Source organism: Pseudomonas sp. St386, assembly GCF_018325865.1.
In the GTDB taxonomy this organism is placed as follows: domain Bacteria; phylum Pseudomonadota; class Gammaproteobacteria; order Pseudomonadales; family Pseudomonadaceae; genus Aquipseudomonas; species Aquipseudomonas brassicacearum.
On the sequence record NZ_AP021900.1, the window covers coordinates 2877940 to 2904207 of the forward strand.

Below are 26268 nucleotides of genomic sequence, written 5' to 3' on the forward strand. Positions count from 1 at the left end.
TTCTCTCTTGTAATTGGATGAATCGGTCACGGTCGTGGCGTTTTAGCGGTCCAGCAGTCCTCGGGCGGCGAGGTTACGCAGCAAGGCGCTGACACCAAAGGTCCAGGGGGCGGCATCGCAGCTGTGGGTCACCTGGTTATGCAGGCTTCCGAGCAACGGGCTGCTGATGCTGACCACGTCCCCGCGTTTGTGGGTGAAACCGCTGCCGGCATGATCACGGTCTTCGGTGGGGGCGAACAGGGTACCGAGAAACAGCACAAAACCATCCGGGTATTGGTGATTGGCGTTGAGCGTCTGGCCTGCCAGGTCCTGCGGGTCGCGGCTGATCTGGCTCATGGAGCTGGAGCCGTGCAGGCGATAGCCATCCTCGCCTTGTACCTGAAGATCGACCACGCAATCCCTTACATCATCCAGGCTGAAGTGTTCGTCAAACAGGCGAATGAACGGCCCGATGGCGCAGGAGGCGTTGTTGTCCTTGGCCTTGCTCAGCAACAGCGCACTGCGGCCTTCGATGTCCCGCAGGTTGACGTCGTTGCCCAGGCTGGCGCCGTGGATCTGGCCACGGCTGTTCACCGCCAGCACCACTTCCGGTTCCGGGTTGTTCCATTGCGATATCGGATGAATGCCGATGCGGCTGCCGCTGCCCACGGCGGCCAGGACCGGTGCCTTGGTGAAGATCTCCGCATCCGGGCCGATGCCGACCTCCAGGTACTGCGACCACATGCCCTGTTCGATGAGCAGGGCCTTCAGGCGCATGGCTTGCTCGGAGCCCGGCACGATCGTGCGCAGGTTGTCGCCGATCACGCTGTGCACCGTGGCGCGTACGGCTTCGGCCTTCGCGGCGTCGCCGCCGGCCTGTTCCTCGATCACACGCTCGATCATGCTGGCGGCGAAGGTCACGCCGGCGGCCTTGATCACTTGCAAGTCCAGTGGCGGCAACAGCGACGGCTTGCTCGGGTCGGCATCAGGGCCGGTGTTGGCCAGCAGGGCTTCGACACTGGCGATGAAGGTGCCGGGCGTCTGTCGCACGGCGGCCAGCGGCGATTCGGTTTCCAGCAGATCACTCAATGTCGCAAAACGATCCGAGAGATCGAACACGCCATCGCTGCGCAACGCAATGGGCGAAGGCCCGGCGATCCGGCCTGGCACCCAGGCACGTCCAATCAGGGTTCCGGCCACGCCATCGACGGGCAGGGTGTTCTCGGGAGTAAGCAGTAGCGACATGGCGAGTCTTCCTGTTCGTAAAGCCTTCACGCTAGGGTGGCCGCTCGATAAACTCCAATGAGATATATTCAGTATTTGATAACGTCGGGTTATCGCCGGCCTGAGGAATAGCCATGTCAGATCTGTCCTTCTCCAGCTTCTGCGGCTGGCTCAAGTTCCGCCACTTGCTGCTGATCGACACGTTGGGGCGCACCCGCAACATGCACCTGGCGGCGCAGCAGATGAACCTCAGCCAGCCGGCCATCAGCAAGATGCTCAAGGAAATCGAAAGCCTGCTCGGCTTTGCCTTGTTCGAACGGCTGCCACGGAGCATGCCGCCCACGGCCTTGGGCGAACACGTACTGCGGTATGCGCAGATTGCCTTGAATGATGCGCGCTCGTTCGTCGAACAGATCAGCAGCTTGCGCGAGGGCGGCCACGGCTTTCTCAAGGTCGGCGGGATCTTTGCCGCCACTGCGGTGGCTTTGCCCGAGGCGATCCTGCAGATCAAGCAGCGCTGGCCGTTGCTGTCGATTGAAGTGGTGGAGCAGACCAGTAACCACCTGATGGAGATGCTTGAAGAGAAGACGCTCGACCTGGCGGTGGCCCGTTTTACCGATCAAAGCCAGCAGCAGCGCTATGACTTCCAGCCGTTGGCCCCGGAACCGTTCTGCATCGTGGTCAACTATCGCCATCCGTTGGCTGGCGCGGGTCCGGTCTCCTTGCAGCAGTTGGTGGACTTGCCGTGGATTCTCTATCCGGTCGGCACACCGATTCGCGCACGCATGGAGTTGGCCTTTGCCGAGGCTGGCGTAGGAATGCCGCGCAACACCATCGACACCATTTCCATGCAGACCTTCCTCCAAGTGCTGCAGCGCGGGCCCATGATCGGCATGCTGCCCAATGCAATGGTCGACCCGCTGCTCGAAAGCGGTCAGCTCAAGACCCTCGATACCCCACTGCACCTGGCGCCGCAGGATTACGGCATCCTCACGCGCAAGGATGAGCCGTTGGTGGGCGCGGCGCTGGAGTTCGCCGAGATCCTCAAGGACAACGCGCGCCTGGCCGCCATGCAGCCTGCTTAAGGGCAGTATGAATCTGTGGGAGCAAGGCTTGCCCGCGATGCAGGCGCCTCGTTTCCCCTCAGACCGCGTCGTCTTCATCGCGGGCAAGCCTTGCTCCCACAGATGACTCGTCACAGGTTCCATGGGTCTGAAGATCATTTCGATAACGCATCGTTATCAACTAATCCAAAAATGCCATTGGGAAAGAATCGCTTCCCGACAGTAGAGTCCTCGTTCAATCGCCGGATGATTCGCTCATTCGACGTGACCCAATAAAAACAATCAGGGGTTACCTCATGCAAACCATCTCCGAGCAGTTGCCCGCGCAGGCTCCCGCCTGCGAATTGGATTTCGAAGACCGGACCTACCGCAAGGTCATCTGGCGCATCCTTCCGGTCCTGCTGTTGTGCTACATGGCGGCGTACCTCGATCGGGTGAACATCGGGTTCGCCAAGCTCGACATGCTCAACGAGCTGCAGTTCAGCAACACCGTATATGCCTTGGGCGCCAGTATGTTTTTCTGGGGCTATTTCCTCTTCGAAGTCCCCAGCAACCTGTTGCTGCATCGCTTTGGCGCGCGGTTCTGGATTGCCCGGATCATGCTGACCTGGGCGGTGGTGTCCATGGCCGTGGCCTACACCGTGCCGCTGGCGGCTTTCTTCCACCTCGAATCGAGCACGATGTTCTATGTGCTGCGTTTCCTGTTGGGCATCTGTGAAGCGGGCTTCTTCCCTGGCGTGATCCTGTACCTCAACTACTGGTTCCCGACCCATCGGCAGAGCCGGGTGATGTCCGGGTTCCTGCTGGCGTTGCCGGTCAGCCTGACCCTGGGCGGGATACTCTCCGGTTGGCTGATGAACAGCATGCAAGGGGTGCATGGCCTGTCTGGCTGGCAATGGATGTTGCTGATCGAAGGCATTCCTTCGATCATCATGGCGTTCGTGGTGATCGTCTGCCTGGCCGACAACATCGACAAAGCCAAATGGCTTTCTGTCGCGGAAAAAGCCCTGCTCAAGGCCAACCTGCAAACCGACAACCAGGGCAAGGCCACGCGCTTGAGCGAAGTGTTCCTCAACCCGCGGGTGTGGTTGCTGGTATTGATCCTGCTGACCTTCAACACCGGCTTCTATGGCCTGGCGTTCTGGATGCCGTCGATCATCAAGAGCACCGGCATCACCAACAGCTTGCACATCGGTTTGCTGACCGCCATTCCTTACTCGGTGGCAGTGGTGGCGATGCTGCTCAACGCCCGGCACTCCAACCGCACCGGTGAGCGGCGCCTGCACGCGGCAATTCCGGCGTTCATTGGCGGCGCCGGCCTGATCCTCAGCGCGTTCTTCGCCGACAACCTGGTGTTGTCCGTGCTCTTTCTCAGCGTCTCCGCTTCGGGGATCCTCAGTCTGATGCCGATTTTCTGGACCCTGCCGGGCACCGTGCTGTCGGGCGTCGCCGCCGCAGCCGGGATTGGCATGATCAACGCCATCGGCAACCTGTCGGGTTTCACCGGTTCGATGATCACCGCCGTGGCCGAGACCCTCACGGGCAACATCAACAACGGCACCTATGTATTAGCCTTGTGTCTTTTGGTCAGCGGTGGACTGATCCTGGCCATTCCCGCCTCGATGCTCGGCAGGACACCCAAGCACGCCACCACGGCAGCCCAACTGGAGACCGCATGAACCTACAAAACAAGCGCGTACTGGTCACGGCAGCGGGGCAGGGCATAGGCTTGGCCAGCGCCATTGCCTTCGCCCGGGCCGGTGCCGAGGTGTTCGCCACTGACATCGATATCCACGCACTGGCGGGGATCGAAGGGATCACCGCCATGACCCTGGACGTCACGTCGCCCGTTGCCATCAGCGCCGCCTGCGAGCGCATCGGTGGGCTCGACGTGCTGTTCAACTGCGCAGGCTTCGTACACAGCGGCAACATCCTCGACTGCGACGAGGCCGCCTGGGCACGTTCGATGGACCTCAATGTCACGGCCATGTACCGGATGATCCGTGCGTTCCTGCCGGGCATGCTGGCCCGTGGCGGCGGTTCGATCATCAACATGTCGTCGGTGGCCTCCAGCGTCAAGGGCGTGCCCAATCGCTTCGCCTATGCCACCAGCAAGGCCGCGGTAGTGGGCCTGACCAAGGCCGTCGCCATCGACTTCGTCAGCCAAGGCATCCGTTGCAACGCGATCTGTCCGGGCACCGTGGATTCCCCCTCGTTGCGCCAGCGCATTGCTGACCAGGCCGCGCAGCAGGGCGTCGATGAGGCACAGGTCTACCGGCAATTTCTCGACCGCCAGCCCATGGGCCGCATCGGCCACACTGAAGAGATCGCGCAGTTGGCGTTGTACCTGGGCAGCGATGCGTGCGCCTACACCACGGGTGCCATCCACATCATCGACGGTGGCATGAGCATCTGAACCCCGGTCTTCACTTGAGCAGGAGCACGACATGAAACTATTGCGCTACGGCGAAAAAGGTTCGGAAAAACCCGGGCTGTTGGATGCCGACAATCAGATCCGCGACCTCTCGGCCCATGTGCCGGACATCGCCGGGCTGGTTCTCGGCCCGGATAGCCTGGCAACGCTCGCCGCCCTCGACCCGCGCAGCTTGCCGATCGTGGCCGGCCAGCCACGGATCGGAGCCTGTGTCGGCCAGGTCGGCAAATTCATCTGCATCGGCCTGAACTACGCCGACCATGCGGCCGAGTCGAACATGGAGGTGCCAAAAGAGCCGATCATCTTCAACAAGTGGACCAGTGCCATCTGCGGGCCGAACGACGACATCCAGATCCCGCGCGGCTCGCTCAAGACCGACTGGGAAGTCGAGCTGGGCGTGGTCATCGGGAAAGGCGGGCGCTACATCGACGAAGCGAACGCCCTGGAGCATGTCGCCGGCTACTGCGTCATCAACGATGTGTCCGAGCGCGAGTGGCAACTGGAGCGCGGCGGTACTTGGGACAAGGGCAAAGGCTTTGACACCTTCGGTCCCCTTGGGCCGTGGTTGGTGACCCGGGACGAAATCGCCGACCCGCATACGCTGGACCTGTGGCTGGAGGTCGACGGACACCGCTATCAGAACGGCAATACCCGAACGCTGATCTTCAGCGTGCCGCAACTGATTGCCTACCTGAGCCGCTGCATGAGCCTGCAACCTGGGGATGTGATCTCCACCGGCACGCCGCCCGGCGTCGGTTTGGGCATCAAGCCCAACCCGGTGTTCCTGCGTCCGGGCCAGACCATGCGCTTGGGAATCCAGGGCTTGGGCGAGCAGCGCCAGGTCACGGTGCAGGCGGACTGAGGGCTAGACCGGACCACTGCTATCGCGAGCAAGCTCGCTCCCACATTGGATCTTCGGCAGGCACACAATTCATGTGCCCCGCAGGCCCCTGTGGGAGCGAGCTTGCTCGCGATAGCGATGGTCTGGCTTAACCTCACTTGGGATCAACACGCCTCACGCGCTTCATCACCACCACAAAAAACACCGGCACAAACACCACCGCCAGTGTCGCGGTGATCATCCCGCCGATCACTCCGGTACCGATGGCCTGCTGGCTTGCCGAACTGGCGCCCGTGGCAATCGCCAGCGGTACCACCCCAAGGATGAAGGCCAGCGAGGTCATGATGATCGGCCGCAGGCGCAGGCGTGCTGCCTGGAGCGTGGCGTCGATCAGGTCGTGGCCTTCGTCGTACAGGCTCTTGGCGAACTCGATGATCAGGATCGCGTTTTTCGCCGACAGGCCGATGATGGTGATCAGCCCGATCTTGAAGAACACATCGTTAGGCATGCCGCGCAACGACACGGCCAATACCGCGCCGAGCACACCCAACGGCACCACCAGCAACACCGAGGTCGGGATCGACCAACTCTCGTACAGCGCCGCCAGGCACAGGAACACCACCAGCAGCGACAGGCCCAACAGGATGGGCGCCTGGCTGCCGGACAAGCGTTCCTGCAAGGACAACCCCGTCCATTCCTGGCCCAGTCCCGTCGGCCCCAGGGCCACCAGCCGTTCGATTTCAGCCATGGCTTGCCCGGTGCTGTAGCCCGGTGCCGGTTCACCGGAAATGCTCACCGCCGGATAACCGTTATAGCGGGTCAATTGCGCCGGCCCCTGGGTCCAGCGGGCCTGGACGAAGGCTGACAACGGGACCATTTTTCCGCTGTTGTTGCGCACATGAATCTTCAGCAAGTCTTCGACCTGGCTGCGCTGGTCGCCCTCGGCCTGGACCACCACCCGTTGCATGCGCCCCTGGTTGGGGAAGTCGTTGATGTAGGTCGAACCCACTGCCGTGGACAACACACTGCCGACGTCGGCAAAGGAAATGCCCAGGGCATTGGCCTGCTTGCGGTCGACCTCCAATTGCACCTGCGGCGCCTCCGCCAGGGCGCTTTCACGCACATTCATCAGCATCGGGCTTTTGTCGGCGGCGGCGAGCAATTCGCTGCGGGCCTGCATCAAGGTGGCATGGCCGAGGCCACCACGGTCCTGCAAACGGAACTCGAAACCGCTGGACGTGCCCAGGCCGTCCACCGGCGGCGGTAGCACCGAGAACGCCATGGCGTCCTTGATCTGGCTCAGCGCCAGGTTGGCGCGGTCGGCGATGGACGCCGCCGAATCATCGGCGCCGCGTTGCGACCAGTCCTTGAGGGTGGTGAAGGCCAGGGCCGCGTTCTGCCCACTGCCGGAAAAGCTGAAACCGAGAATGATCGTGCTGTCACCGACTCCCGGTTCACCGGCGTTGTGGGCTTCGATTTGTTCCACCACCTGCACCGTACGACTCTTGCTGGCACCCGGTGGCAACTGGATGTCGGTGATGGTGTAGCCCTGGTCTTCCACCGGCAGGAACGAGGAGGGCAGGCGACTGAACAGCAGGCCCATGCCCACCAGCAACACGCCGTAGATCAGCAGATAACGGCCGCTGCGTTTTACCGCATGGGCCACCCAACCTTGATAGCGCTCGCCGAATCGGTCGAAACCACGGTTGAACATGCCGAAGAAACCGCTCTTGGCGTGGTGATCACCCTTGGCGACCGGTTTGAGCAAGGTCGCGCAAAGCGCCGGGGTCAAGGTCAGTGCGAGAAACGCCGAGAACAGGATCGAGGTCGCCATCGACAGCGAGAACTGCTGGTAGATCACCCCCACCGAGCCCTGCATGAACGCCATCGGAATGAACACCGCCACCAGCACCAGCGTGATGCCGATGATCGCCCCGGTGATCTGCCCCATGGCCTTGCGCGTGGCCTCTTTGGGCGACAAGCCTTCCTGGGCCATGATACGCTCGACGTTCTCCACCACCACGATGGCATCGTCCACCAGGATGCCGATGGCCAGCACCATGCCGAACATCGTCAGCACGTTGATCGAGAACCCCAGCGCGAGCATCGTCGCGAAGGTGCCCATCAGCGCCACCGGCACTACCAGTGTCGGGATCAGGGTGTAGCGGATGTTCTGCAGGAACAGGAACATCACCGCGAACACCAGCAACATCGCCTCGCCGAGGGTGTAGATCACCTTGGTGATCGAGACCTTGACGAACGGTGAGGTGTCGTAGGGAATCTTGTATTCCACGCCGGCCGGGAAGTAGCGCGACAGCTCGTCCATCTTGTTGCGCACCAGGGTCGCGGTGTTCAAGGCATTGGCGCCCGGCGACAGTTGCACCGCCACGGCAGTGGACGGCTTGCCGTTCAGACGCGTGGAAAACTGGTATTCCTGGCTGCCGATTTCCACCCGTGCCACGTCGGCGATGCGCACCGTCGAGCCGTCGGGGTTGGCCTTGAGCACAATGTCGGCGAACTCCTGCGGCGTGTTGAGCTGGCCTTTGACGACGATGGTCGCGGTGATTTCCTGGGTGCTGCGGCTCGGCAAATCGCCCAGGCTACCGGCCGACACCTGGGCGTTCTGCGCCACGATGGCGGCATTGACGTCGGCCGGGGTCAGGTTGAAACCGACGAGTTTCTGCGGGTCGATCCAGATCCGCATGGCCCGTTCGGCCCCGTACAACTGGGCCTTGCCGACACCGTCCAGGCGCTTGATCTCGTTCATCACGTTGCGCGCCAGGTAGTCGCTGAGGGCCACGTCGTCGAGCTTGCCGTCGCTGGAGGTGAGGGTGATCAGCAGCAGGAAGCCGGCGGAGACTTTGTCCACTTGCAGGCCTTGCTGGGTCACCGCTTGCGGCAGGCGCGACTCCACGGCCTTGAGGCGATTCTGCACGTCGACCTGGGCCAGTTCCGGGTTGGTGCCGGGTTGGAAGGTCGCAGTGATGGTGGCGCTGCCCAGGCTGCTCTGGGACTCGAAATACAGCAGGTTGTCGGTGCCGTTCAGCTCTTCCTCGATCAGGCTGACCACGCTTTCATCCACGGTTTGCGCCGAAGCACCCGGGTAGACGGTGTAGATCTCGATTTGTGGCGGGGCCACGACCGGGTATTGCGCCACCGGCAGTTGTGGAATGGCCAGGATACCGGCCAACAGGATGAACAACGCGACGACCCAGGCGAACACCGGGCGGTCGATGAAGAATTGCGGCATGGCTTAGTGTCCTGCCTGTGGCCCGGGAACCTGGGCGAGGGGAAGTGGGGTGTCATCGACCTGGACGTGCTCGCCGGGACGGGCGTGTTGCAGGCCTTCGATGACGATGCGGTCGCCGGGCTTCAAACCTTGCGTGACGACCCAGCGATCGTTTTGCGCGACGCCCAGTTGCACCGGTTGCTGGCTGACCTTCTGCTCGGCGTCCAGCAGCAACACCTGGGCGACTCCGGCGCTGTCTCGCAGGATCGCCCGTTGAGGCACGGTGATGCCCTGGCTATTGACCGCCTGTTCCAGGCGCACGCGAATGAAACTGCCAGGCAGCAAGTCCAGGTCGGGGTTGGGAAATTCGCTGCGCAGGGTGATCTGGCCGGTGCTCGGGTCGACGCTGAGGTCGGTGAACAGCAATTTGCCGGGCAGCGGATAGGGGCTGCCATCGTCCTGAATCAACGTGGCCTTGGCCTGGCCCTGGCCGACCGCTTGCAAAAGCCCTGAACGAAAGGCGCGGCGCAGGTCGTTGAGTTCGCGGGTCGACTGCGTGAGGTCGGCGTGGATCGGGTCCAGTTGCTGGATCAACGCCAACGGCGTGCTTTCGTTCTGCCCGACCAGGGCGCCTTCCGTCACCAGGGCGCGACCGATCCGTCCGGAAATCGGCGCGGTCACCGTGGCGTACCCCAGGTTCAGTTTTGCCCGTTCCACCGCGGCCTTGCTGGCAGCGACGTCAGCGGCGGTCTGGCGCACGCTGGCCCGGGCGTTGTCGTAATCCTGGCCACTGATCGCCTTGTCATCGATCAACTGGGCGTAACGTTGTGCCTGCAAGCGGGCCTGGAACGCATTCGCCTCGGCCTTGCGCAACGCCGCCTCGGCACTGTCCAGGTCGGCCTTGAATGGTGCCGGATCGATGCGAAACAGCACCTCGCCCTGTTTGACGTCGCGGCCTTCACGAAACACCTGCTGCAAGACCACGCCGGCCACCCGCGCCCGGACTTCGGCGACCCGCGGCGCGGCGATCCGGCCACTCAGCTCGTTGCTGATCGACAGTGGCCGGGCCTGGACGGTTTCAACGCGCACGCTTGGCAGCGGAGCGGATGCCTCCGGGGTCGAGGCGCTATCACAGCCACTGAGCAGCAGTGCCCCGACCAACAGGCCCAGTGTGACGAAAGGAATCTTGGACATGGTGCTTCCCCAATATTGAGCCGCCCATGGTAGGGGGCGAGGTCAATGGCAGGGGTGAAGCTTTGTAGGCGCTCTGTGAAATTGTGTAAGCACCCTAGTGGTCTGTTTCAGGGGCCACTAGATCCGAAAATGTCCCACCAACTGCTGTTGACGGTTGGCCATGGCATGCAGCGAGTGGCTGGCCTGCGATGCTTGTTCCATCTGGCCGGTCAAGGTCTCGCTGATCCCTCGAATGTCACTGACGCGATGGCTGATGTCCTCGACCACAGCGCTTTGCTCCAGGGCAGCGCTGGCGATCTGCTGGTTCATGTGCTCGATCACTTCCACGGCGTCGCTGATGTGTTGCAGTGCCGCCTGGGTCTTTTCGACTTGAACGACGCTGTCCCTGGCCTGCTCGCGGCTCAATTGGGTGCTGTGCACGACCTCCTGGCTCAACTGTTGTAACGCTTCGATCACCGTGCGTATCTGCTCGACCGAGTTCTGGGTGTTGCTGGCCAAATGGCGGACTTCGTCAGCCACCACCGCGAAGCCGCGCCCCTGTTCACCCGCCCTGGCGGCTTCGATGGCGGCATTCAAGGCCAGCAGGTTGGTTTGCTGGGCAATGGCGCAGATCACGTCCAGCACCTGGCCGATGTGTTGACTGTTGCCGGCCAGCGCCTGCACTTGCTCAAGCGTGGTCTCCAGGCGCCGGTCCAGGCTGTCGATGCTGGTGACCGCGTTGGCGAACAATTCACGCCCCGATCGGCTGGCGTTTTCGGCAACGGTGGCGGCATCGGCCGCCTGGTGGGAGTGGCGGGCCACTTCCTGGGCATTGGTGCTCATTTCATGCAGGGCGGTCGCGGCCAGCTCGACCTCCCGGTACTGCGTGTGCATGCCTGCGCTGACTTCCCGGGCCACCTGCGCCGAGGTATCGGCGGTGTCGCGGGTGTCCAGGGACGCTTGCTGGATATCGCGGATGATGGGCTGCAATTTGTCGAGAAAGCGGTTGAAGCCCTTCGCCAGTTGGCCCAATTCATCGTGGCGGTCGTTGGGCAGGCGCTGGGTGAGATCGCCGTCGCCCTCGACAATGGCGTCGAGCATGTGCGCCACCCTGAGCAAGGGCCGTGTGACGCCGTAGGCCGTCAGCCAGATAAGCAATAATCCCAGACAACTGGCGAGCAAGCCCAGGCTGAGGTTGAACCAGTTGGACTGGCGACGCTTGTCGTCCAACTGGGTCTGCATTTGCAGGGCTGGCGCTTGCACAAGCGACTCAGGCACGCGTATCTGCAATTGCCAGGGCGTATTGGCGGGAGCGGTTTGCACGGCTTGCTGAACGTCGATGGAGATGCCATCAACCGTGCCGCTATGGCCGGCAACTTGCCCTGACGGGGAAAGAATGTTGATCTCGCTGTGGCCGGGGTACAGGTCGTTGGCAAGGCTGGCGGCGAGTTGCTGAAGGGTATCGAGGCTGATGTCCATGCCCACCACGCCGATGACTTTGCCCTGGTCCAGCAACGGTATGGAGATGCTGCTCATCAACGTCTTCTGGCCTTCGACCTCGATCGCGTAGGGCTCTGTCACGCAGGTGCGCCCCTGGGTCTGCGGGCAGACGTACCAGGCGTTGGCCGGCTCGCTGCCCGGTGGTGCGGTGTTGGCGCTGATCTGGGCTTCGCTGAGCACCTCTTGCACCAAATTGCCGGGTTGGCTTTGCGACCAGTACAGGGCAAAGCGACCTTTTTCATTGCCGGCCAGATCGCGTTGGCCAGTGAAACCGACATCTTCACCGACCAGCGCGTCGGGAAGCAGTACCACGTAGAAACCGAGGACTTTTTCGCGGTTTTGAAGGGCTTGGCGGGTCGCGGCGATCAGGTCCCGGCGCAGTTGCCCTGGCGTCAGTCGCCCGTTCCACGCTTGGGTGCGCAGTTGCAGGACCTGCTGGGCAAAACCTTCCCCATAGATCGCCGTTTCGCTGAAAAAGCGTTCCACCCGCTGACCATGGGCCATGGCCTGTGCCTGCAGGCCTTCCAGGGCCGAGCGCCCCAGCAGTTGACTGCTTTGCTGCTTGAGCAGCGTTGCGCCTTGCTGGTTCTGATACAAGGAAGCGCCGGTCAATGCCCCGACGACGGCGAGCAAGCACAGGCCACTCAAGAGCGTGATCCGCCATTGGATAGAGAGACGAGCGAAGAACATGCTGAGGTTTCCTGCGCTTAGGGATTTTTATTGTTCTGTGCCCAGCACTGTTTGAAGGACGGGCAAGGCTATCTTGCGGGAGGAAACGCCTGCCGGTTATCCCGAATCGGCAGCCGCTGCACGCTGCATGCAGGAGTGTTGACCTGTTTTGGGGCGCGGCTTTGGATGCTGCCGTTTTGGGATAGCGAAGGGTTTTGGCAAGGGCCTAGGATCGAATCCAGCGTGCAAGCAAAACAATAAGCTTTTGGAAGCCGGCGAAGCTGGCCGCCTCCGATCCAGCAACACTGCCTCATACAATAAGGTCAAGAACAATGAGTGTATCTTTCCCGATCAGCAGCTCGACGGAGTTGAAGCGCGGCGCCTTGGGTGTCGGTTTCATCATCTTCTTTGTGATTTCGGCGGCGAGTCCCTTGAGCGTCATCGCCGGCGGTTTCCCCATTGGCATCATGCTGGGCAACGGCGCTGGCACGCCGGCATTGCTGCTCCTGGCCTTGCTGGTGTTACTGGCGTTCTCGGCGGGCTACACCGCCATGTCCCGCCACATGACCAACGCCGGTGGGTTCTATGCCTTCACCTCCCGCGGCTTGGGTGGCCTGGCCGGCGGCGCGGCGGGCGTGCTGGCGATGTTTGCCTACAACATTCTGCAGGTTGGCCTCTACGGCATGTTCGGCGGCGTGGTCAGTGGCACGATGGCCAGCGTCTTTGGCCTGGACTTGCCTTGGTGGACCTATTCGTTGCTGGCGATGGCGAGCATCGCGATTCTTGGCTATCGCAAGATTGACCTGTCGGCCCGGGTGCTGTCGGTGGTGGTCATTGCCGAGTACCTGGCGATCCTGACGCTGGATTTCGCCATTCTCAAAACCGGTGGCGACAGTGGCATCAATCTCGATTCGTTCGATCGCAGTCATGTGTTCAGCGGCACGCCGTCCATCGGCTTGCTGTTCTGCTTCGCGGCGTTCATCGGCTTCGAGGCCACCACCATCTACGGCGAGGAGGCGAGAAATCCGCACCGCACGATTCCCATTGCCACCTACAGCTCGGTGCTGTTGATCGGTGGTTTCTATGCCTTGTCGGTCTGGGCGATGGTGATTGGCGTCGGGGCCGACAAGATCGTGCCGACCCTGCAAGCGCTCCAGGATCCCACCACGTTCATCTACGGCATGTCCGATCACTTTGTCGGCCCGCACCTGACCCAGATCATCCGCGTGCTGTTCATGGTCAGCATCTACGCCGGGCTGCTGGCGTTCCACAATGCCGCGGCGCGTTATTTCTATGCCATCGGTCGTGACGGTTTGCTGCACAGCCGGTTGGGCACCACCCATCGCGTGCACCAGAGTCCGCACATGGGCTCGGTCCTGCAAAGCCTGATCGCGGCGGTGGTGGTGCTGATCTTCGCCGCGCTGGACGCCGATCCGATCCTTCAGCTGTTCGCCTGGTTTTCCAACCTGGCCACGCTGTGCGTGATCCTGCTCATGGCGCTGACCTCAGCGGCGGTGTTTGTCTATTTTCGCGCTCACCCGGAGCTGAAGCTGGGGCTCTGGCGCGGTCGGATTCTTCCGGTCTTTTCGTGCCTGGCATTGCTGGCGGTCCTGGCCCTTGCGGTGATTCATTTCGACGTGCTGACCGGCGCCAGCCAGCTTCTGTCCTATGGCCTATGCGCTGTGATTCCCGCCGCGCTGATCGTCGGCGTGTTCCTCGCCGCTCGATTGCGCAAGGTATCGCCCGAGCGGTTCATGGCGCTGGGAAGCCACAAGCTCTAAGGCGTCAGGCACAACGTCAATCCACCCAGAAAACAAGTCCGCTGTCGTTCGGGACGGTTCGTCAGCGCGTGAAAGGAAGGTTCTATGCACGATTATCAAATGCTCATCAATGGGGCTCGGGTCGACGGTGAAAACGGGCACTTTGATGTGCTCAATCCGGCGACCGGTACGGTGTTCGCTCGATGCCCAGCCGGTTCCCTGGCCCAGCTGGACCTTGCCGTCGAAGCGGCGCAGTCGGCCTTTGTCGAGTGGCGACACAGCACCCATGAAGATCGCCGCCAGCGCCTGCTGAGCATCGCTACCGATCTCGAACAGGAAGCCGAGGCGTTGGCCCGGCTCATTGTCCTGGAACAGGGCAAGCCACTGGAATTGGCGTTCTCCGAAGTGATGGGTGCGGTGGCCTGGACGCGCTATGCCGCCGAGCAGCAGATTCCCGTGGAGTTGGTGGAAGAAACCCCGACCCAGCGTATTGAACTGCACCGCAAGCCGTTGGGCGTGGTCGCGTCGATCACGCCTTGGAATTGGCCGTTCATGATCGCTGTCTGGCACATCATGCCGGCATTGCGGGCCGGTAACTGCGTGATCAGCAAACCATCGAGCCTGACCCCCTTGAGCACCCTGCGCCTGGTGGAAGTCATCGCTCGCCACGTGCCTCGGGGCGTGATCAATAGCGTGACCGGTGAACAAGGGTTCGGCAGTGCGATCACCTCCCACGCCGGTATCCAGAAGATTGTCTTCACCGGCTCCACCGCCACCGGCCAGAGCGTGATGCGCGGCGCCGCCGGCAACCTCAAGCGTCTGACCCTGGAGCTGGGCGGCAACGATGCCGCCATCGTGCTGCCAGGCACCTCGGTCGCGGCGGTCGCCGAAGATATTTTCCAGGCCGCATTCCTGAACATGGGGCAGACCTGCGCCGCTCTCAAGCGGTTATACATCCACCAATCCCAGTACGAGGCCTTTGCCGAGGCCCTGACCCTGATCGCCAAGCGTCAGGTAGTGGGTGACGGCCTGGCGCCCGGGGTCACGTTTGGCCCGGTGCAGAACCTCGAACAGCTGGCGCTGGTGGAGGAACTGGTGGCGGATGCCCGTGCCCAGGGCGCGCGTGTGTTGTGTGGCGGTGCTCGTCTGGACCGCCCCGGCTTCTTCTATCCGCCGACGCTGGTCGCCGATGTGACCGATGGGCAGCGCCTGGTGAATGAGGAGCAGTTCGGGCCGGTGTTGCCGCTGATTGCCTACCAGGATGTCGAGGATGTCCTGCGTCGCGCCAATGCTGGCGACATGGGCCTGGGTGGATCGGTCTGGGGACGCGACAGCGAGCAGGCACAGGCCCTGGCCAGTCGCCTGGAATGTGGCATGGCCTGGGTCAACTGCCATGCGCAGATCCAGCCGAATACGCCGTTTGGCGGCAGCAAGATGTCCGGGTTCGGCGTCGAGTTCGGCCTTGAAGGGTTGTTGGAGTTCACCGGCCAGCAACTGCTGTACGTACGCAAGCGTGAAACAGAGTGAGGAATGCAACCATGTACGAGCAATACAAGACAGCACCAAAAAAATTCTGGCACCCGATGAGTTCTTCGGCGCCGGCGAACCGGTCCAAGACGTTGATCATCGCCCGTGGCGACGGTAACTACATCACCGATATCGAAGGCCATCGCATGCTCGATGGGGTCGGCGGTTTGTGGAACGTGAACGTGGGCCATAACCGGGCTTCAGTGAAGGCGGCCATTGCCGCGCAGCTGGACGAACTGGCTTATTACCAGACCTTCGACGGCATCGCCCATCCGCGGGTGTTCGACTTGGCCGAGCGGCTGACGTCGATGTTCGCCCAGGAAAACATGACCCGGGTGTTGTTCAGCTCCGGCGGTTCCGATGCGGTCGAGACGGCCCTGAAAATGGCCCGCCAATACTGGATCGCCAGCGGCGAGCCAGGGCGCACGCGCTTTCTGTCATTGCGCAATGGTTACCATGGCGTGCACGTGGGCGGCACCTCGGTGGGCGGCAACGGCGTGTATCACTACAACCACGGGCCGCTGCTGGCTGGCTGTCATCTGCTCGACACGCCGTGGCTGTACCGCAACCCCTGGGACTGCCGCGATCCGGAAGAACTGACCGCTCACTGCATTCGTCAGTTGGAAGACCAGATCGCACTGCTCGGCCCGCAGACCATTGCCGCGCTGATCGCCGAACCGGTGCAAGGTGCCGGCGGTGTGATCGTGCCGCCGGCGTACTACTGGAAGAGGCTGCGCGAAGTCTGCGACCGCCACGGCATCCTGTTGATCGCCGATGAAGTGGTGACGGGTTTCGGCCGCACCGGCTGCATGCTCGGCAGTCGTGGCTGGGGCGTCGCTCCCGACGTACTGTGCCTGGCCAAGGGCATCACCGCCGGTTACATCCCCATGGGCGCCACGGTCTTCAACCAGCGCATGGTCGATGCCATCGAGAACGGCCCGGGTTTCAGCAACGTAATCATGCACGGCTACACCTACAGCGGGCACCCGACTGCCTGTGCGGCGGCCCTGGCAGTGCTGGACATCGTCGAGGCCGAGGATTTGCCGGGCAACGCCGGGAAAGTCGGTGCCCAGTTGCTGGAGCAACTGCAACCGCTGACCGAACGTTATGCAGTGGTGGGCGAAGTGCGTGGCAAAGGCTTGATGATCGCCGTGGACCTGGTGGCGGACAAGGCCACGCGCGAGCCGCTTGACCCTGCAACGGGCCTGGCCTCGCGCATCGCCGAGCAGGCGCGCCTGGCCGGCGTATTGATGCGCCCGATAGGCAACAAAATCGTGATGTCGCCGCCGCTGACTCTCACGTCCGACGAGGCCGCCATGATGGTCGGCGCGTTGGACAGCGCACTCGCTGACTGCCGTTAGCCCGGCCAGCCGGTGCCGCTTGCGGTGCCGGCTCCTGCATATAAAAACAGCCTACAAGGGCGCACCACAAGGAGCTCCAGCCATGCGAAATCTATTGCGTATGGGATTTTTCGGCAGTGGCCTTGCCTGTACGCTGGCGCTCTGCGCTGCGAGTCAGGTCCAGGCCTATGAGTTGTATGCCGATGACGACACTCACCTCAACGCCGACATGCTGGCCGTGTTCGGTCTTTTCAACAGTCGCAAGAATTACGACGGCAGGCCAGGTGGTTCAACCTGGCGCGAAGGCTTCATCAAGTATGGCGTCAGCGGCGACCAGGGCCTGGCCGGCCATGGCACCGCCTACGGGGCGTTCAGCCTGGTCAGTTCCGCCACCTGGGGCGATGGCGACGCGGCCGGCAATACACTGGGCAGCGAGCGCACGACGAAGATTGAAGACGCTTACCTGGGTTGGCGTTCCGCCGATCTGTTCCCCGTATTGGGACAGGACGGTGTCGATATCTCCGGCGGCCGCCAGGTGGTCAAGCTGGGCAGGGGGTTCCTGATCAACGATGACGGGCCGAACCTGGGCAAGGGGCCTGCCGATGGTCGCTTGAATCGCGGTGGAGCCTATTACCTGGCTGCCCGGCACGCGTTCGATCAAACCGCCGTATTACGTCTGGGCGGGCAGGATGGGCTGCATGGCAGTGTGGTGTGGCTCAAGTCCGATAACCGCGCCCAGGCCGAAACCGAACTGGCCGCCGGTACGCTCGATTACACCGCCAAGGCGGGCACGTTGGGGCTGACCTGGATACATGGCCTCGACGTGAACGAGCAGTGGGCCAGCGATTTCCAGAAGCAACGCAAGGGCATGGACGTCTACAGCATTCGTGGTGAAGGTGACGCGGGCATCGAGAACGCCAGCCTGGCATTCGAATACGCCTGGCAGGACAAGGACGCCGGCCCGCAGAACGCCTGGTACGCCGAGGCCGGCTACACCTTTGCCGATCTGGCCTGGGCCCCGAAGCTGACGTACCGCTACAGTCGTTATTCCCAGAAGTGGGACTCGCTGTTCACCGGGCAGAGCACCGGCTATGGCACCTGGTTCCAGGGCGAAGTCGCGGGTAACTACGCAGGGCCCTTCAACAGCAATACGGCTATCCACCATGTCGGCCTGAAGGCCACGCCACTGGAAAACCTGACCCTCGGCGTGTTGTATTTCGATTTCAACACGGTACGCAAAAATAACGCCCTGAACCTGGATGCCCGTGAGCTGGATCTGTATGCCGAGTGGGCGGTCAACGAGCATGTGATCATCACTCCGCTGATAGGGCTCTACAAGCCGGATCGGGATGCAACGACCGGGGGCAATCAAGTGGCGGGCAATGGCACCAACGTGTACAGCCAGGTGACGGTGGCCGTTCCGTTCTGAAGTAGGGGGTGTTCGATAAAACCTGTGGCGAGGGAGCTTGCTCCCGCCGGGACATGTAGGAGCTGCCGAAGGCTGCGATCTTTTGATCTTGATCTTTCGCTTGGGACTCAATGGGGGAGCGAAAAGATCGCAGCCTCGCTTCGCTCGACAGCTCCTACAGGGCAGCGGTATGGCCGCACCTCCGGTTTCTAGCCGATGGCAGGCGGATTCTGCATTCTCTCGGCAATCCGCCGGGTGGTGTCCATCACCATTTCAATCACGGTTTCCTGGCGCAGCAGTTTGAAGCTGTCGGTGCTGCCGACGGCTGAAAGGCTGCCCACCACCTCGTCGAGCCCAGGGTTGATGATCGGTGCCGCGATACCGGTGAGTCCCAGGTTGAGTTCGTCGTGGGTCATGCAATAGCCGTCCTTGCGGATCTTTTTCGCCACTTTGGAGAAGCTTGCCCAGTCATAGCCGTTGTCGGGGTCGTTGGCCATGTGTTCTTCGAACAGGCGTTGCAGGCGCCGTCCCTTTTGGAAGGCGATCAGCACCTTGGATTGCGCACCGCGAAAAAACGGCAGCGGCTGGCCGCGACCGAATGCGAACTGGTAGGTGTCGTTGGGTTCGGCGATGTAGGTGTTGATGATGTGGCCGTCATAGAAAACGCTGGCGAACACCGCCAGGCCCGTGGCTTCGGACAGCTGGTGCATCAACTCGCGGCCCGCCACGAGGATCGGGTCGTACTGGCGCATCATCCAGTCGAGCTCGATGATCCGTGGCCCCAGGCCGTAGCTACCGGCATCCACCCTGACCAGCAGGCCCGCATCACACAAATCCTTGACGTAGCGGTACACGGTCGCCCGTGACAGGCCCATGCGCTCGGCGATGGTGTCGGGGTCGATCTTCAGCGTTGCCGGGTCGAACAGGTCCAGCACACTCAGCATTTTGCTCAGACTGCTCATTTCGCTCCTAAAGGGGGGATGGCGCGTAGGTGGTCGTTGGGTGAGCACTATAGGTAGGTGCGCCGATGATGAAAAGCCCGCTCGCTCGGCGAACAGGGCGTTGCCACGATACGTCAGTGCTTGAGAAAAACATACATATTGAAGGTAGTATTTACGTAATATTTTTGCATAAATCTCAAAATAAGAGTTTTTGTGTATAAAAATGCTTGAGTGCAGGGTTTTTCTGTGTGATAAATCTCAGCCACTGCAAACGCTCGATCAAGAGGGCTGGAAATGAATGGTGCGCAACTGATAGTGAAAGCGGCGGTGGCGAGTGGTATCGAATACTGCTTCGCCAATCCCGGAACGACTGAAATTCCCCTGGTGGCAGCCATGGCCAGTGCGCCAGCCCTCAAGCCGGTGTTGTCCTTGTTCGAAGGGGTGTGCACCGGTGCTGCGGACGGCTATGGCCGGATTGCCGGCAAGCCGGCGATGACCCTGACTCACCTGGGGCCAGGCTTTGCCAATGGCATTGCCAACCTGCACAACGCGCGTCGCGCCAACACCCCGATCGTCAACGTCATCGGCGATCACGCGTCATGGCACGTCAATTACGATCCGCCGCTGGCCAGTGATATCCAGGCGCTGGCCGGGAGTGTTTCCGGATGGGTGCGCACATCGCGCACCGCATCGGGTGTCGGCGAAGATTTCCAAGAGGCAGTGCGTGCCGCCTGGCAAGCCAACGGGCAGATCGCCAGCCTGATTCTGCCGATGGACCTGCAAGCCAACACGGTGCAGCACGAGAAAGCCTTCACGACATTGCAGGCCCCGGTTCGCCGTTTTGCTGGTGACCGGATCGAGGCGGTCGCCCAGGCCCTTCGCGATGGCCAGCGCCTGGTGTTTATCGTTGGCGACCAAGGCTTGTCCGTCGCCGGACTCGAAGCGGCGGGGCGCCTGGCACAACTGCCAGGCGTGCGCCTGTTCGCCGAAACCTTTCCGCGCCTGAGCTATCGCGGTGGTGGTTTGCCTGACCTGGATCGCCTGCCTTACTTCCCCGAAGTGGCCATTGAGATTCTTGACCAGTACGACGCGGTGGTGTGCGCCGGCGTGCCGGACCCGATCAGTTATTTCGGCTACGAAGGCATCGCTTCTCGCCTGGCCGAACGTGAACGCCTGCTCTGCCTGGCGGAAGTAGGGGACGATGTTGCCGGCGCGCTCACTGCGCTTGCCGATGCGCTTGAAGCGCCGGCTTATGTGCCAACGCCAACCGGTATCGAGCTGCCGCCAAGCGAAGCTACGTTGACACCGCAGTCCGTGGGTCAGGTGCTGGCTGCGTCGCTGCCCGACGACTGCATCGTTTCGGTGGAAGGCGGGACGTGCGGCTATCCGTTCTTCACCGCCTCGGCCCATGCCGCACGGCATCGGGTCTTGACCAACACCGGTGGCGCCATCGGCCAGGGCATCCCGGTGGGTTTTGGCGCCGCCATGGCCGAGCGCGGCAACCGCGTGTTCTGCCTGCAATCGGACGGCAGTGCCCAGTACACCATCCAGACCTTGTGGAGCATCGCCCGCGAGCAACTGCCCGTGGTGATCCTGATCGCGGCCAACCATCGCTACGCCATTTTGCAGAACGAACTGCGCCGCTTCGGCATGACCGAGCTGGGCCCCGAGGCCCTGAGCCTGACGGTGCTGGACCGTCCACGCATCGATTGGAAGGCTTTGGCCAAGGGCTACGGCTTGCCGGCCAGCACCGTGCACACCAATGGTGAATTGCAGCGCGCCCTGGCCAACGCCAAGGCCGATGGCGGTCCTTGCCTGATTGAAATGGCCCTGTGAAGGAGCGGATATGAACCCGATTCAATTGTTACCTGCCGTCGAGAAGTTCCTGTCGCAGCCCGGGCGCCTGTTTATCGGCGGGACCTGGCAGGACGCCGCCAACGGCCGCCGGTTTTCCGTGGAAAACCCGGCCACTGAGCACATCCTGGCGGAAGTCGCCGAAGGCGGCGAACGCGACGTGGATGCCGCCGTCGCTGCCGCCCGCGCGGCCTTCACCGGGCCCTGGGCGCAGCACTCACCGGCCCAGCGCGGGTTGTTGCTGTTTCGCCTGGCGGAACTGCTCGACCAGCATCGCGAAGAGCTGGCGCAACTGATCACCCTGGAAAACGGCAAGCCAATCGCCGCGGCCCGGGGGGAAGCGGCCAGTGCGGCCAATATCATTCGTTATTTCGCTGGCTGGCCGACCAAGATCGAAGGCAGCACGCTGCCGGTATCGCCGTCCAGCGGCGCGCCGATGCTCAACTACACCTTGCGCGAGCCGGTGGGCGTCTGTGCCTTGATCGTGCCGTGGAACTTCCCGCTGACCATGTGTGTGTGGAAGCTTGGCCCGGCGCTGGCGACCGGTTGCGTCGCGGTGCTCAAGCCCGCCGAACAGACGCCTCTGGTTGCGATTCGCCTGGTGCAGTTGATCGAGGCCGCCGGTTTCCCGGCCGGGGTGGTCAACCTGCTCACCGGCCTCGGCGTGCATACCGGCGCACCGCTGGCCCAGCACCCGGACGTGGACAAGATCGCCTTCACCGGTTCGACCCAAGTGGGACGACTGATCGCCCAGGCGGCCACGGGCAACATGAAGAAGGTCTCCCTGGAGCTGGGTGGCAAGTCCCCCAACATCATCCTGCCGGACGCCGATATCGTCCGTGCCGCCAAGGGCGCTGCCGACGGCATTTTCTACAACCAGGGGCAGGTCTGCACCGCCGGGTCGCGTCTCTACGTGCACGCCAGCGTCCTCGATCAGGTGCTTGAGGAACTCCAGCGCCATGCGGCCGCCCATGTGTTGGGGCCAGGCCTGGATCCGGCCAGCAGCATGGGTCCTCTGGTCTCGGCCCGGCAATTGGGCACGGTGCATGGCTACCTGCAACGCGGCCAGGAAGAAGGCGCCGAGCTGATCTGCGGCGGTGATCGGCCGGCCCACTTGGAGCGCGGCCACTTCATCCGGCCCAGCGTGTTTCTCGATCGCGCCGAACGCGCCTGTGTCGCCCGGGAGGAAATCTTCGGGCCGGTGCTGACCGTCATGAGCTGGACCGAGATCGATGAACTGGTGCTGCGCGCCAACGACTCGCCCTATGGCCTGGCCGCCGGGCTCTGGACCCGTGACTTGCGTTCCGCCCATCGCGTGGCCGCCCAGTTGAAGGCCGGCTCGGTGTGGATCAACTGCTGGAACGTCGTCGACCCAGCCTCGCCATTTGGTGGCTACAAGCAATCCGGCTGGGGCCGGGAAATGGGTAAGAACGTGATCGATGCCTACACCGAAACCAAAAGTGTCTTCGTCGATCTCGCCTGAGCCGAACAATCACAAGAGGAACTGCTATGGATCTGGAATTACAAGGCCGCGTGGCGATCGTCACTGGCGGTGGCATGGGCATCGGCAAGGAAGTCGCGCGCTTTCTGTCCCAGGAAGGTTGCAAGGTGGTGATCTGCGCGCGGCGCATGGAATACCTCCAGCAAGCCGCCGAGGAAATCACCGCAGAGACCGGCAACGAGGTGCTGCCGCTGTTCTGTGACACCAACCAGATGTCGGCGGTGTCCGACATGGTCGAGGCTGCCCACAAGCACTTTGGCCGCATCGACATCCTGGTCAACGGCGCCGCGGCCCCGTCCGGTGTGGTGCGCAACGACATCGAGCACGCCGGCGACGACGAACTGCTCTCGGACCTCAACACCAAGGTGATCGGCTATTTCCGTTGCGCCAAGGCCGTGACCCCGCACATGAAGGCCGGTGGCTTCGGTCGCATCATCAATATCGGTGGCCTGACCGGGCGTGGCAGCAAGGTCCTCTCGGGCATGCGCAACCTGGCCATCGCCCACATGACCAAGACGCTTTCCGACCAACTGGGCCCAGCCGGCATCACGGTCAATCTGATCCACCCCGGCGTCGTGGACACCCCGCACATCCAGGAGCTTTACGAGCGCGAAGGGATCAAGCAGGGCAAGACGCCCGAGCAGGTGGAGCAGGGCTACATCGACGCAACGCCGATCCGACGCACCCTGGCACCCATCGAAATGGGCTGGCTGATCGGTTTCCTCGCATCCCCCAAGGCCGGTGCGGTGACCGGGGAATCCATTGGTATCGACGGCGGCTTGACCCGCGGCATCTTCATTTGAGGAGCAGCAGTGATGAGTAACGGAACCCTTTTGGTCGCCACCGTAGGGCAGGCGGTCATCCGCAGCGCCGACGATGGCCGTACCTGGCATCGCCTGGGCCTGGGCCAAGACCTGGAATTCGACGCGATCACCCGCTCCCTGAGCTTGCATCCAGGGACGCCTGAGGTGATCTATGCCGGCACCGATGTCGGCCTGTGCATCAGCCGTGATACCGGAGGCCATTGGCAGCGGGTGGATTCGCCATTCAACGGCCAGACCGTCTGGAAGGTGGCCGTGGATCCTCAGGACGCACAGCGGATTTTCGTCGGCACCGGTGCGCCGTCGCGCGCGGTGCTGTGGCGCACCCTCGATGGTGGCCAGACCTGGGAACGTGCCCCGGTGGAGATCCCGGAGTTTTGCGAAGGGGTCAGCCGTCCACGCTTGCTGGCTTTCGCCTACGACCCGACCGATCGCAACCAGTTGTGGTTCGGCCTGGAAGAGGGCGGGTTGTTCCACAGCCGTGACGGTGGCGATAGCTGGACCCGTGTCGATGACCGCCTGCTGTGGGACTTCAACTCGGACGTGCACAACATCGTGGTCCTGCCCAACCACGGGCAAAAGGTCATCGTGGTGGTGTGCGTCAACGCCGTTTACCGCAGCCTCGACGAGGGGCAGACCTGGACCGGCATCGTCGCCCGGGAAACCTTCGGCCTGTACTACGTGCGCGCCATGAATGCAGCGCTGGGCAGCGAGGATACGCTCTACCTGAGCATTTCCGACGGCACCCCTGGCACGACCAGCAAGGTGCTGGTCTCCCGGGATGCCGCCCTCAGCTGGGAAGTGCTGCCACTGCCGCAACAGCCCAACTCCTGTGTCTGGGCGATTGCCTTGAACCCTGCCGACCCTCGCCAGATTGTCGCCGGCACCAAGTACGGGCATCTGTTCACCTCCGAGAACGGCGGTGACGGCTGGCAGAAGCAGTGGCGTGAATTCAGTGAAATCGCTGATGTGCTCTGGACGCCCGCGGTGGCGCAAATCAAGTCCGGGCATCAATCCATCATCAAGAAGAACTGAGGTATCGCGCGATGAAAGTCGAAGTCGTTCGTACTCACCTGTCGCTGTCCGTGAGCGACCCTGAAGTGTCGGCGCGTTGGTACGCCGACGTGCTGGGCATGCATGAAAGCGCCCGGGGTGAAAGCTGGATCATGATGGCCTTCGGTGCCAAGCACCACGATATCGCGTTGCTCCGTGCAGCACCCGGGGCCCACCAGGGCGGCCTGGGGCTGCAGCACTACGGGCTGGAGATCGCGGGCGACATGACCACCCTGCGCAAGCTCTACGGCATGTTGCTGAAGAAGGGCGTCGAGGTGGTGAAGATCACTGACCACGAGATCGGTAACGGCGTGTATTTCAACGACCCCGATGGCAATCGCCTGGAATTCTTCCTCGAGTCCGAACACGACGATGCACGCGGCAAGGCCCGCTTCAAGGCCGCTGGAGCCCCCAGCCGGCATTTCGATCTCGACCCACTTTGAAAGAGACTTCTCTTATGAAAACCGCAAATTTCGCCAGTTACCACATCCGCAAATGGTACACCTTCGTCGAGGAAACCCTGGCCAACGAAACGGGCCAGTTGGCCGATGGCGAGCCGCTGTTCAAGTACGCCATTGGCGCGGTGATCGCCAACCCTTATGCCGGCCGTTTCAGTGAAAGCCTGGCCGAGTTGATTGAGCCATCACCCTTGCTGGGTCAGGAGTTTGGTCGGCGCATCCGGGTACTGGCCGGCCAGCACAAGATCGTCAGCTATGGCAAGGCGTGCCTGGTGGGCAGCCAGGGCGAGTACGAGCATGGCAATGCATTGTTGACCAATCCGGCGGCGGATCCGATCCGCGTCGCATTGGGCGGCGGCAAATCCTGGGTGCCTTCCACGGGCAAGCGTGGCGGGCCTGGCGTGACCATCGATGTGCCGCTGGCTCACAAGGATGCGCTGTATGTCCGTTCGCACTACGACAGCATTTCGTTGTCGTTCGGTGATGGTCCGGCGGCCGACGAATTGATCATCATCTGGGCCTTCGCCACGCGTGGGCGCTTGCATGCGCGCCTGGGTGGCCTTGAGGCTGCCGACGTCAAGGGCAATGACGGCCTGTATTGAGGTACGGATCGTGGGAAGCAAACGAATGTCTGCAAACAGCCAGTTCTTCACCAATCGATCGGGGCTGCGCCTGCATTATCTGTCCTGGGGCAATCCGTCGGGCATTGCGGTGGTACTGCTCCACGGGCTGCGCTCCTATGCCCAGACCTGGGATGGCCTGGTCAATGCGTTGGGCGAGCGGTACTGCTGCTATGCCCTTGACCAGCGTGGTCGTGGCCACAGTGACTGGGCGGATGCCTCCAGTTACCGGACCGAGGCCTATGTCAACGATCTTGAAGATCTGGTGGCGCATCTGGAACTGCAGCGTTTCGTCCTGGTGGGGCATTCCCTTGGCGGCACCAATGCACTGGAGTATGCGCGGCTCAATCCGGGACGACTGCAAGCGTTGGTGATCGAGGACATCGGCCCTGGTTCTTCGGTCAGCGGTGACGGCGCCGAGCGCATTCGGCGCGAGATGAGCCAGACACCGCTGTTGTTTCCTGACTGGGAGAGTGCCGCCCAGTTCTGGCTGCAAGCGCGACCTGGCCTCTCTCAGGAGGGGCTGGCTTCCAGGTTGATGTATTCCATGAAGGAAACCCTGGCTGGAATCGAATGGCGTCACGACCAGCAAGGTATTGCCCAGGCGCGCCTGAGTATTACCCCGACCGACCTGTGGCCGGCGGTACGGGCGCTGGATTGCCCGACGCTGTTCATTCGTGGCGCCCGTTCCGATTTCCTGCCCTTGGCGACCCTTGAGTCGATCAAGCAGGCCGGTAAGTGGGTGCGCACAGAGGAAATCGCCGACGCCAGCCATTATGTGCATGATGACCAGAGCGAAATGTTCAACCTTGTCGTCATGGACTATTTGTATGACCAGTGCCTACAACCACAACAACAAAGCGGTGAATAGC

20 protein-coding genes are annotated in these 26268 nt (G+C 62.4%); 15 read left to right on the forward strand and 5 right to left on the reverse strand.

The genetic code is table 11. From position 1 onward, the window contains the following. Positions 1 to 42: 42 nt before the first annotated feature. Entirely contained in the window at positions 43 to 1224 is a 1182-nt protein-coding gene (locus KI235_RS12735; protein WP_003200768.1) for a fumarylacetoacetate hydrolase family protein, read from the reverse strand. Between the two features lie 113 nt (positions 1225 to 1337). Here KI235_RS12735 and KI235_RS12740 point away from each other — a divergent pair, with 113 nt between their 5' ends. The 4 genes from KI235_RS12740 (at position 1338) to KI235_RS12755 (ending at position 5563) form a co-directional block, all read left to right on the forward strand. Beyond that, positions 1338 to 2288: a LysR family transcriptional regulator gene (locus KI235_RS12740; protein WP_013693039.1), complete on the forward strand. Its 951-nt coding sequence runs from the start codon at positions 1338 to 1340 to the stop codon at positions 2286 to 2288. A 275-nt stretch (positions 2289 to 2563) separates the two neighbouring features. Continuing rightward, positions 2564 to 3946, forward strand: coding sequence for an MFS transporter (locus tag KI235_RS12745; protein ID WP_013693040.1), 1383 nt, complete (start codon positions 2564 to 2566; stop codon positions 3944 to 3946). Beyond that, entirely contained in the window at positions 3943 to 4683 is a 741-nt protein-coding gene (locus KI235_RS12750) for an SDR family oxidoreductase (RefSeq protein ID WP_003200774.1), read from the forward strand. Before KI235_RS12745 ends, KI235_RS12750 begins: the two co-directional genes overlap by 4 nt. 31 nt (positions 4684 to 4714) lie before the next feature. After that, positions 4715 to 5563: an ureidoglycolate lyase gene (locus tag KI235_RS12755; RefSeq protein ID WP_003200777.1), complete on the forward strand. Its 849-nt coding sequence runs from the start codon at positions 4715 to 4717 to the stop codon at positions 5561 to 5563. A gap of 133 nt (positions 5564 to 5696) precedes the next feature. Here KI235_RS12755 and KI235_RS12760 read toward each other — a convergent pair whose 3' ends face one another. The 3 genes from KI235_RS12760 to KI235_RS12770 all read right to left on the reverse strand — a co-directional run bounded on the left by KI235_RS12760 (position 5697) and on the right by KI235_RS12770 (position 12134). Beyond that, positions 5697 to 8792, reverse strand: coding sequence for an efflux RND transporter permease subunit (locus KI235_RS12760; RefSeq protein ID WP_013693042.1), 3096 nt, complete (start codon positions 8790 to 8792; stop codon positions 5697 to 5699). Between the two features lie 3 nt (positions 8793 to 8795). Then, on the reverse strand, positions 8796 to 9965 hold the full coding sequence (locus tag KI235_RS12765) for an efflux RND transporter periplasmic adaptor subunit (protein WP_003200780.1): 1170 nt from the start codon (positions 9963 to 9965) through the stop codon (positions 8796 to 8798). A 117-nt stretch (positions 9966 to 10082) separates the two neighbouring features. Further along, complete coding sequence (locus KI235_RS12770; RefSeq protein ID WP_003200782.1) at positions 10083 to 12134, reverse strand: methyl-accepting chemotaxis protein; 2052 nt, start codon at positions 12132 to 12134, stop codon at positions 10083 to 10085. Positions 12135 to 12445: 311 nt separating this feature from the next. Here KI235_RS12770 and KI235_RS12775 point away from each other — a divergent pair, with 311 nt between their 5' ends. The 4 genes from KI235_RS12775 to KI235_RS12790 all read left to right on the forward strand — a co-directional run bounded on the left by KI235_RS12775 (position 12446) and on the right by KI235_RS12790 (position 18169). Next, complete coding sequence (locus KI235_RS12775) at positions 12446 to 13894, forward strand: APC family permease (RefSeq protein ID WP_003200784.1); 1449 nt, start codon at positions 12446 to 12448, stop codon at positions 13892 to 13894. 84 nt (positions 13895 to 13978) lie between these two features. Then, complete coding sequence (locus tag KI235_RS12780) at positions 13979 to 15400, forward strand: aldehyde dehydrogenase family protein (RefSeq protein ID WP_212795771.1); 1422 nt, start codon at positions 13979 to 13981, stop codon at positions 15398 to 15400. 11 nt (positions 15401 to 15411) lie between these two features. Next, a complete protein-coding gene (locus KI235_RS12785) occupies positions 15412 to 16761 on the forward strand; it encodes an aminotransferase class III-fold pyridoxal phosphate-dependent enzyme (protein ID WP_003200789.1) in 1350 nt (449 codons plus the stop codon). An 82-nt stretch (positions 16762 to 16843) separates the two neighbouring features. Continuing rightward, entirely contained in the window at positions 16844 to 18169 is a 1326-nt protein-coding gene (locus tag KI235_RS12790) for a hypothetical protein (RefSeq protein ID WP_212795772.1), read from the forward strand. A 188-nt stretch (positions 18170 to 18357) separates the two neighbouring features. Here KI235_RS12790 and KI235_RS12795 read toward each other — a convergent pair whose 3' ends face one another. After that, positions 18358 to 19110: an IclR family transcriptional regulator gene (locus tag KI235_RS12795; protein ID WP_003200792.1), complete on the reverse strand. Its 753-nt coding sequence runs from the start codon at positions 19108 to 19110 to the stop codon at positions 18358 to 18360. 273 nt (positions 19111 to 19383) lie between these two features. On the opposite strand from KI235_RS12795, the gene KI235_RS12800 reads away from it, so the two are divergent. From KI235_RS12800 to KI235_RS12830, 7 genes are read left to right on the forward strand one after another with little or no spacing between them, the layout of a single operon-like run. Then, positions 19384 to 20925, forward strand: a complete 1542-nt coding sequence (locus KI235_RS12800; protein ID WP_028236537.1) for an acetolactate synthase large subunit — start codon at positions 19384 to 19386, stop codon at positions 20923 to 20925. Between the two features lie 10 nt (positions 20926 to 20935). Next, positions 20936 to 22426: an aldehyde dehydrogenase family protein gene (locus KI235_RS12805; RefSeq protein WP_003200795.1), complete on the forward strand. Its 1491-nt coding sequence runs from the start codon at positions 20936 to 20938 to the stop codon at positions 22424 to 22426. Between the two features lie 26 nt (positions 22427 to 22452). Beyond that, positions 22453 to 23247 carry an SDR family oxidoreductase gene (locus KI235_RS12810; RefSeq protein WP_003200796.1) on the forward strand — a complete coding sequence of 265 codons (795 nt, stop codon included), beginning with the start codon at positions 22453 to 22455 and terminating at the stop codon, positions 23245 to 23247. A 12-nt stretch (positions 23248 to 23259) separates the two neighbouring features. Next, on the forward strand, positions 23260 to 24300 hold the full coding sequence (locus KI235_RS12815; protein WP_003200797.1) for a YCF48-related protein: 1041 nt from the start codon (positions 23260 to 23262) through the stop codon (positions 24298 to 24300). Between the two features lie 11 nt (positions 24301 to 24311). Next, on the forward strand, positions 24312 to 24761 hold the full coding sequence (locus tag KI235_RS12820) for a VOC family protein (protein WP_003200799.1): 450 nt from the start codon (positions 24312 to 24314) through the stop codon (positions 24759 to 24761). Between the two features lie 14 nt (positions 24762 to 24775). Continuing rightward, positions 24776 to 25378 carry an amino acid synthesis family protein gene (locus tag KI235_RS12825; RefSeq protein ID WP_013693046.1) on the forward strand — a complete coding sequence of 201 codons (603 nt, stop codon included), beginning with the start codon at positions 24776 to 24778 and terminating at the stop codon, positions 25376 to 25378. 25 nt (positions 25379 to 25403) lie between these two features. Beyond that, the gene (locus KI235_RS12830; RefSeq protein ID WP_039011653.1) at positions 25404 to 26267 is read left to right on the forward strand and encodes an alpha/beta hydrolase; all 864 of its coding nucleotides are present in this window, start codon (positions 25404 to 25406) and stop codon (positions 26265 to 26267) included. Position 26268: the final 1 nt, after the last annotated feature.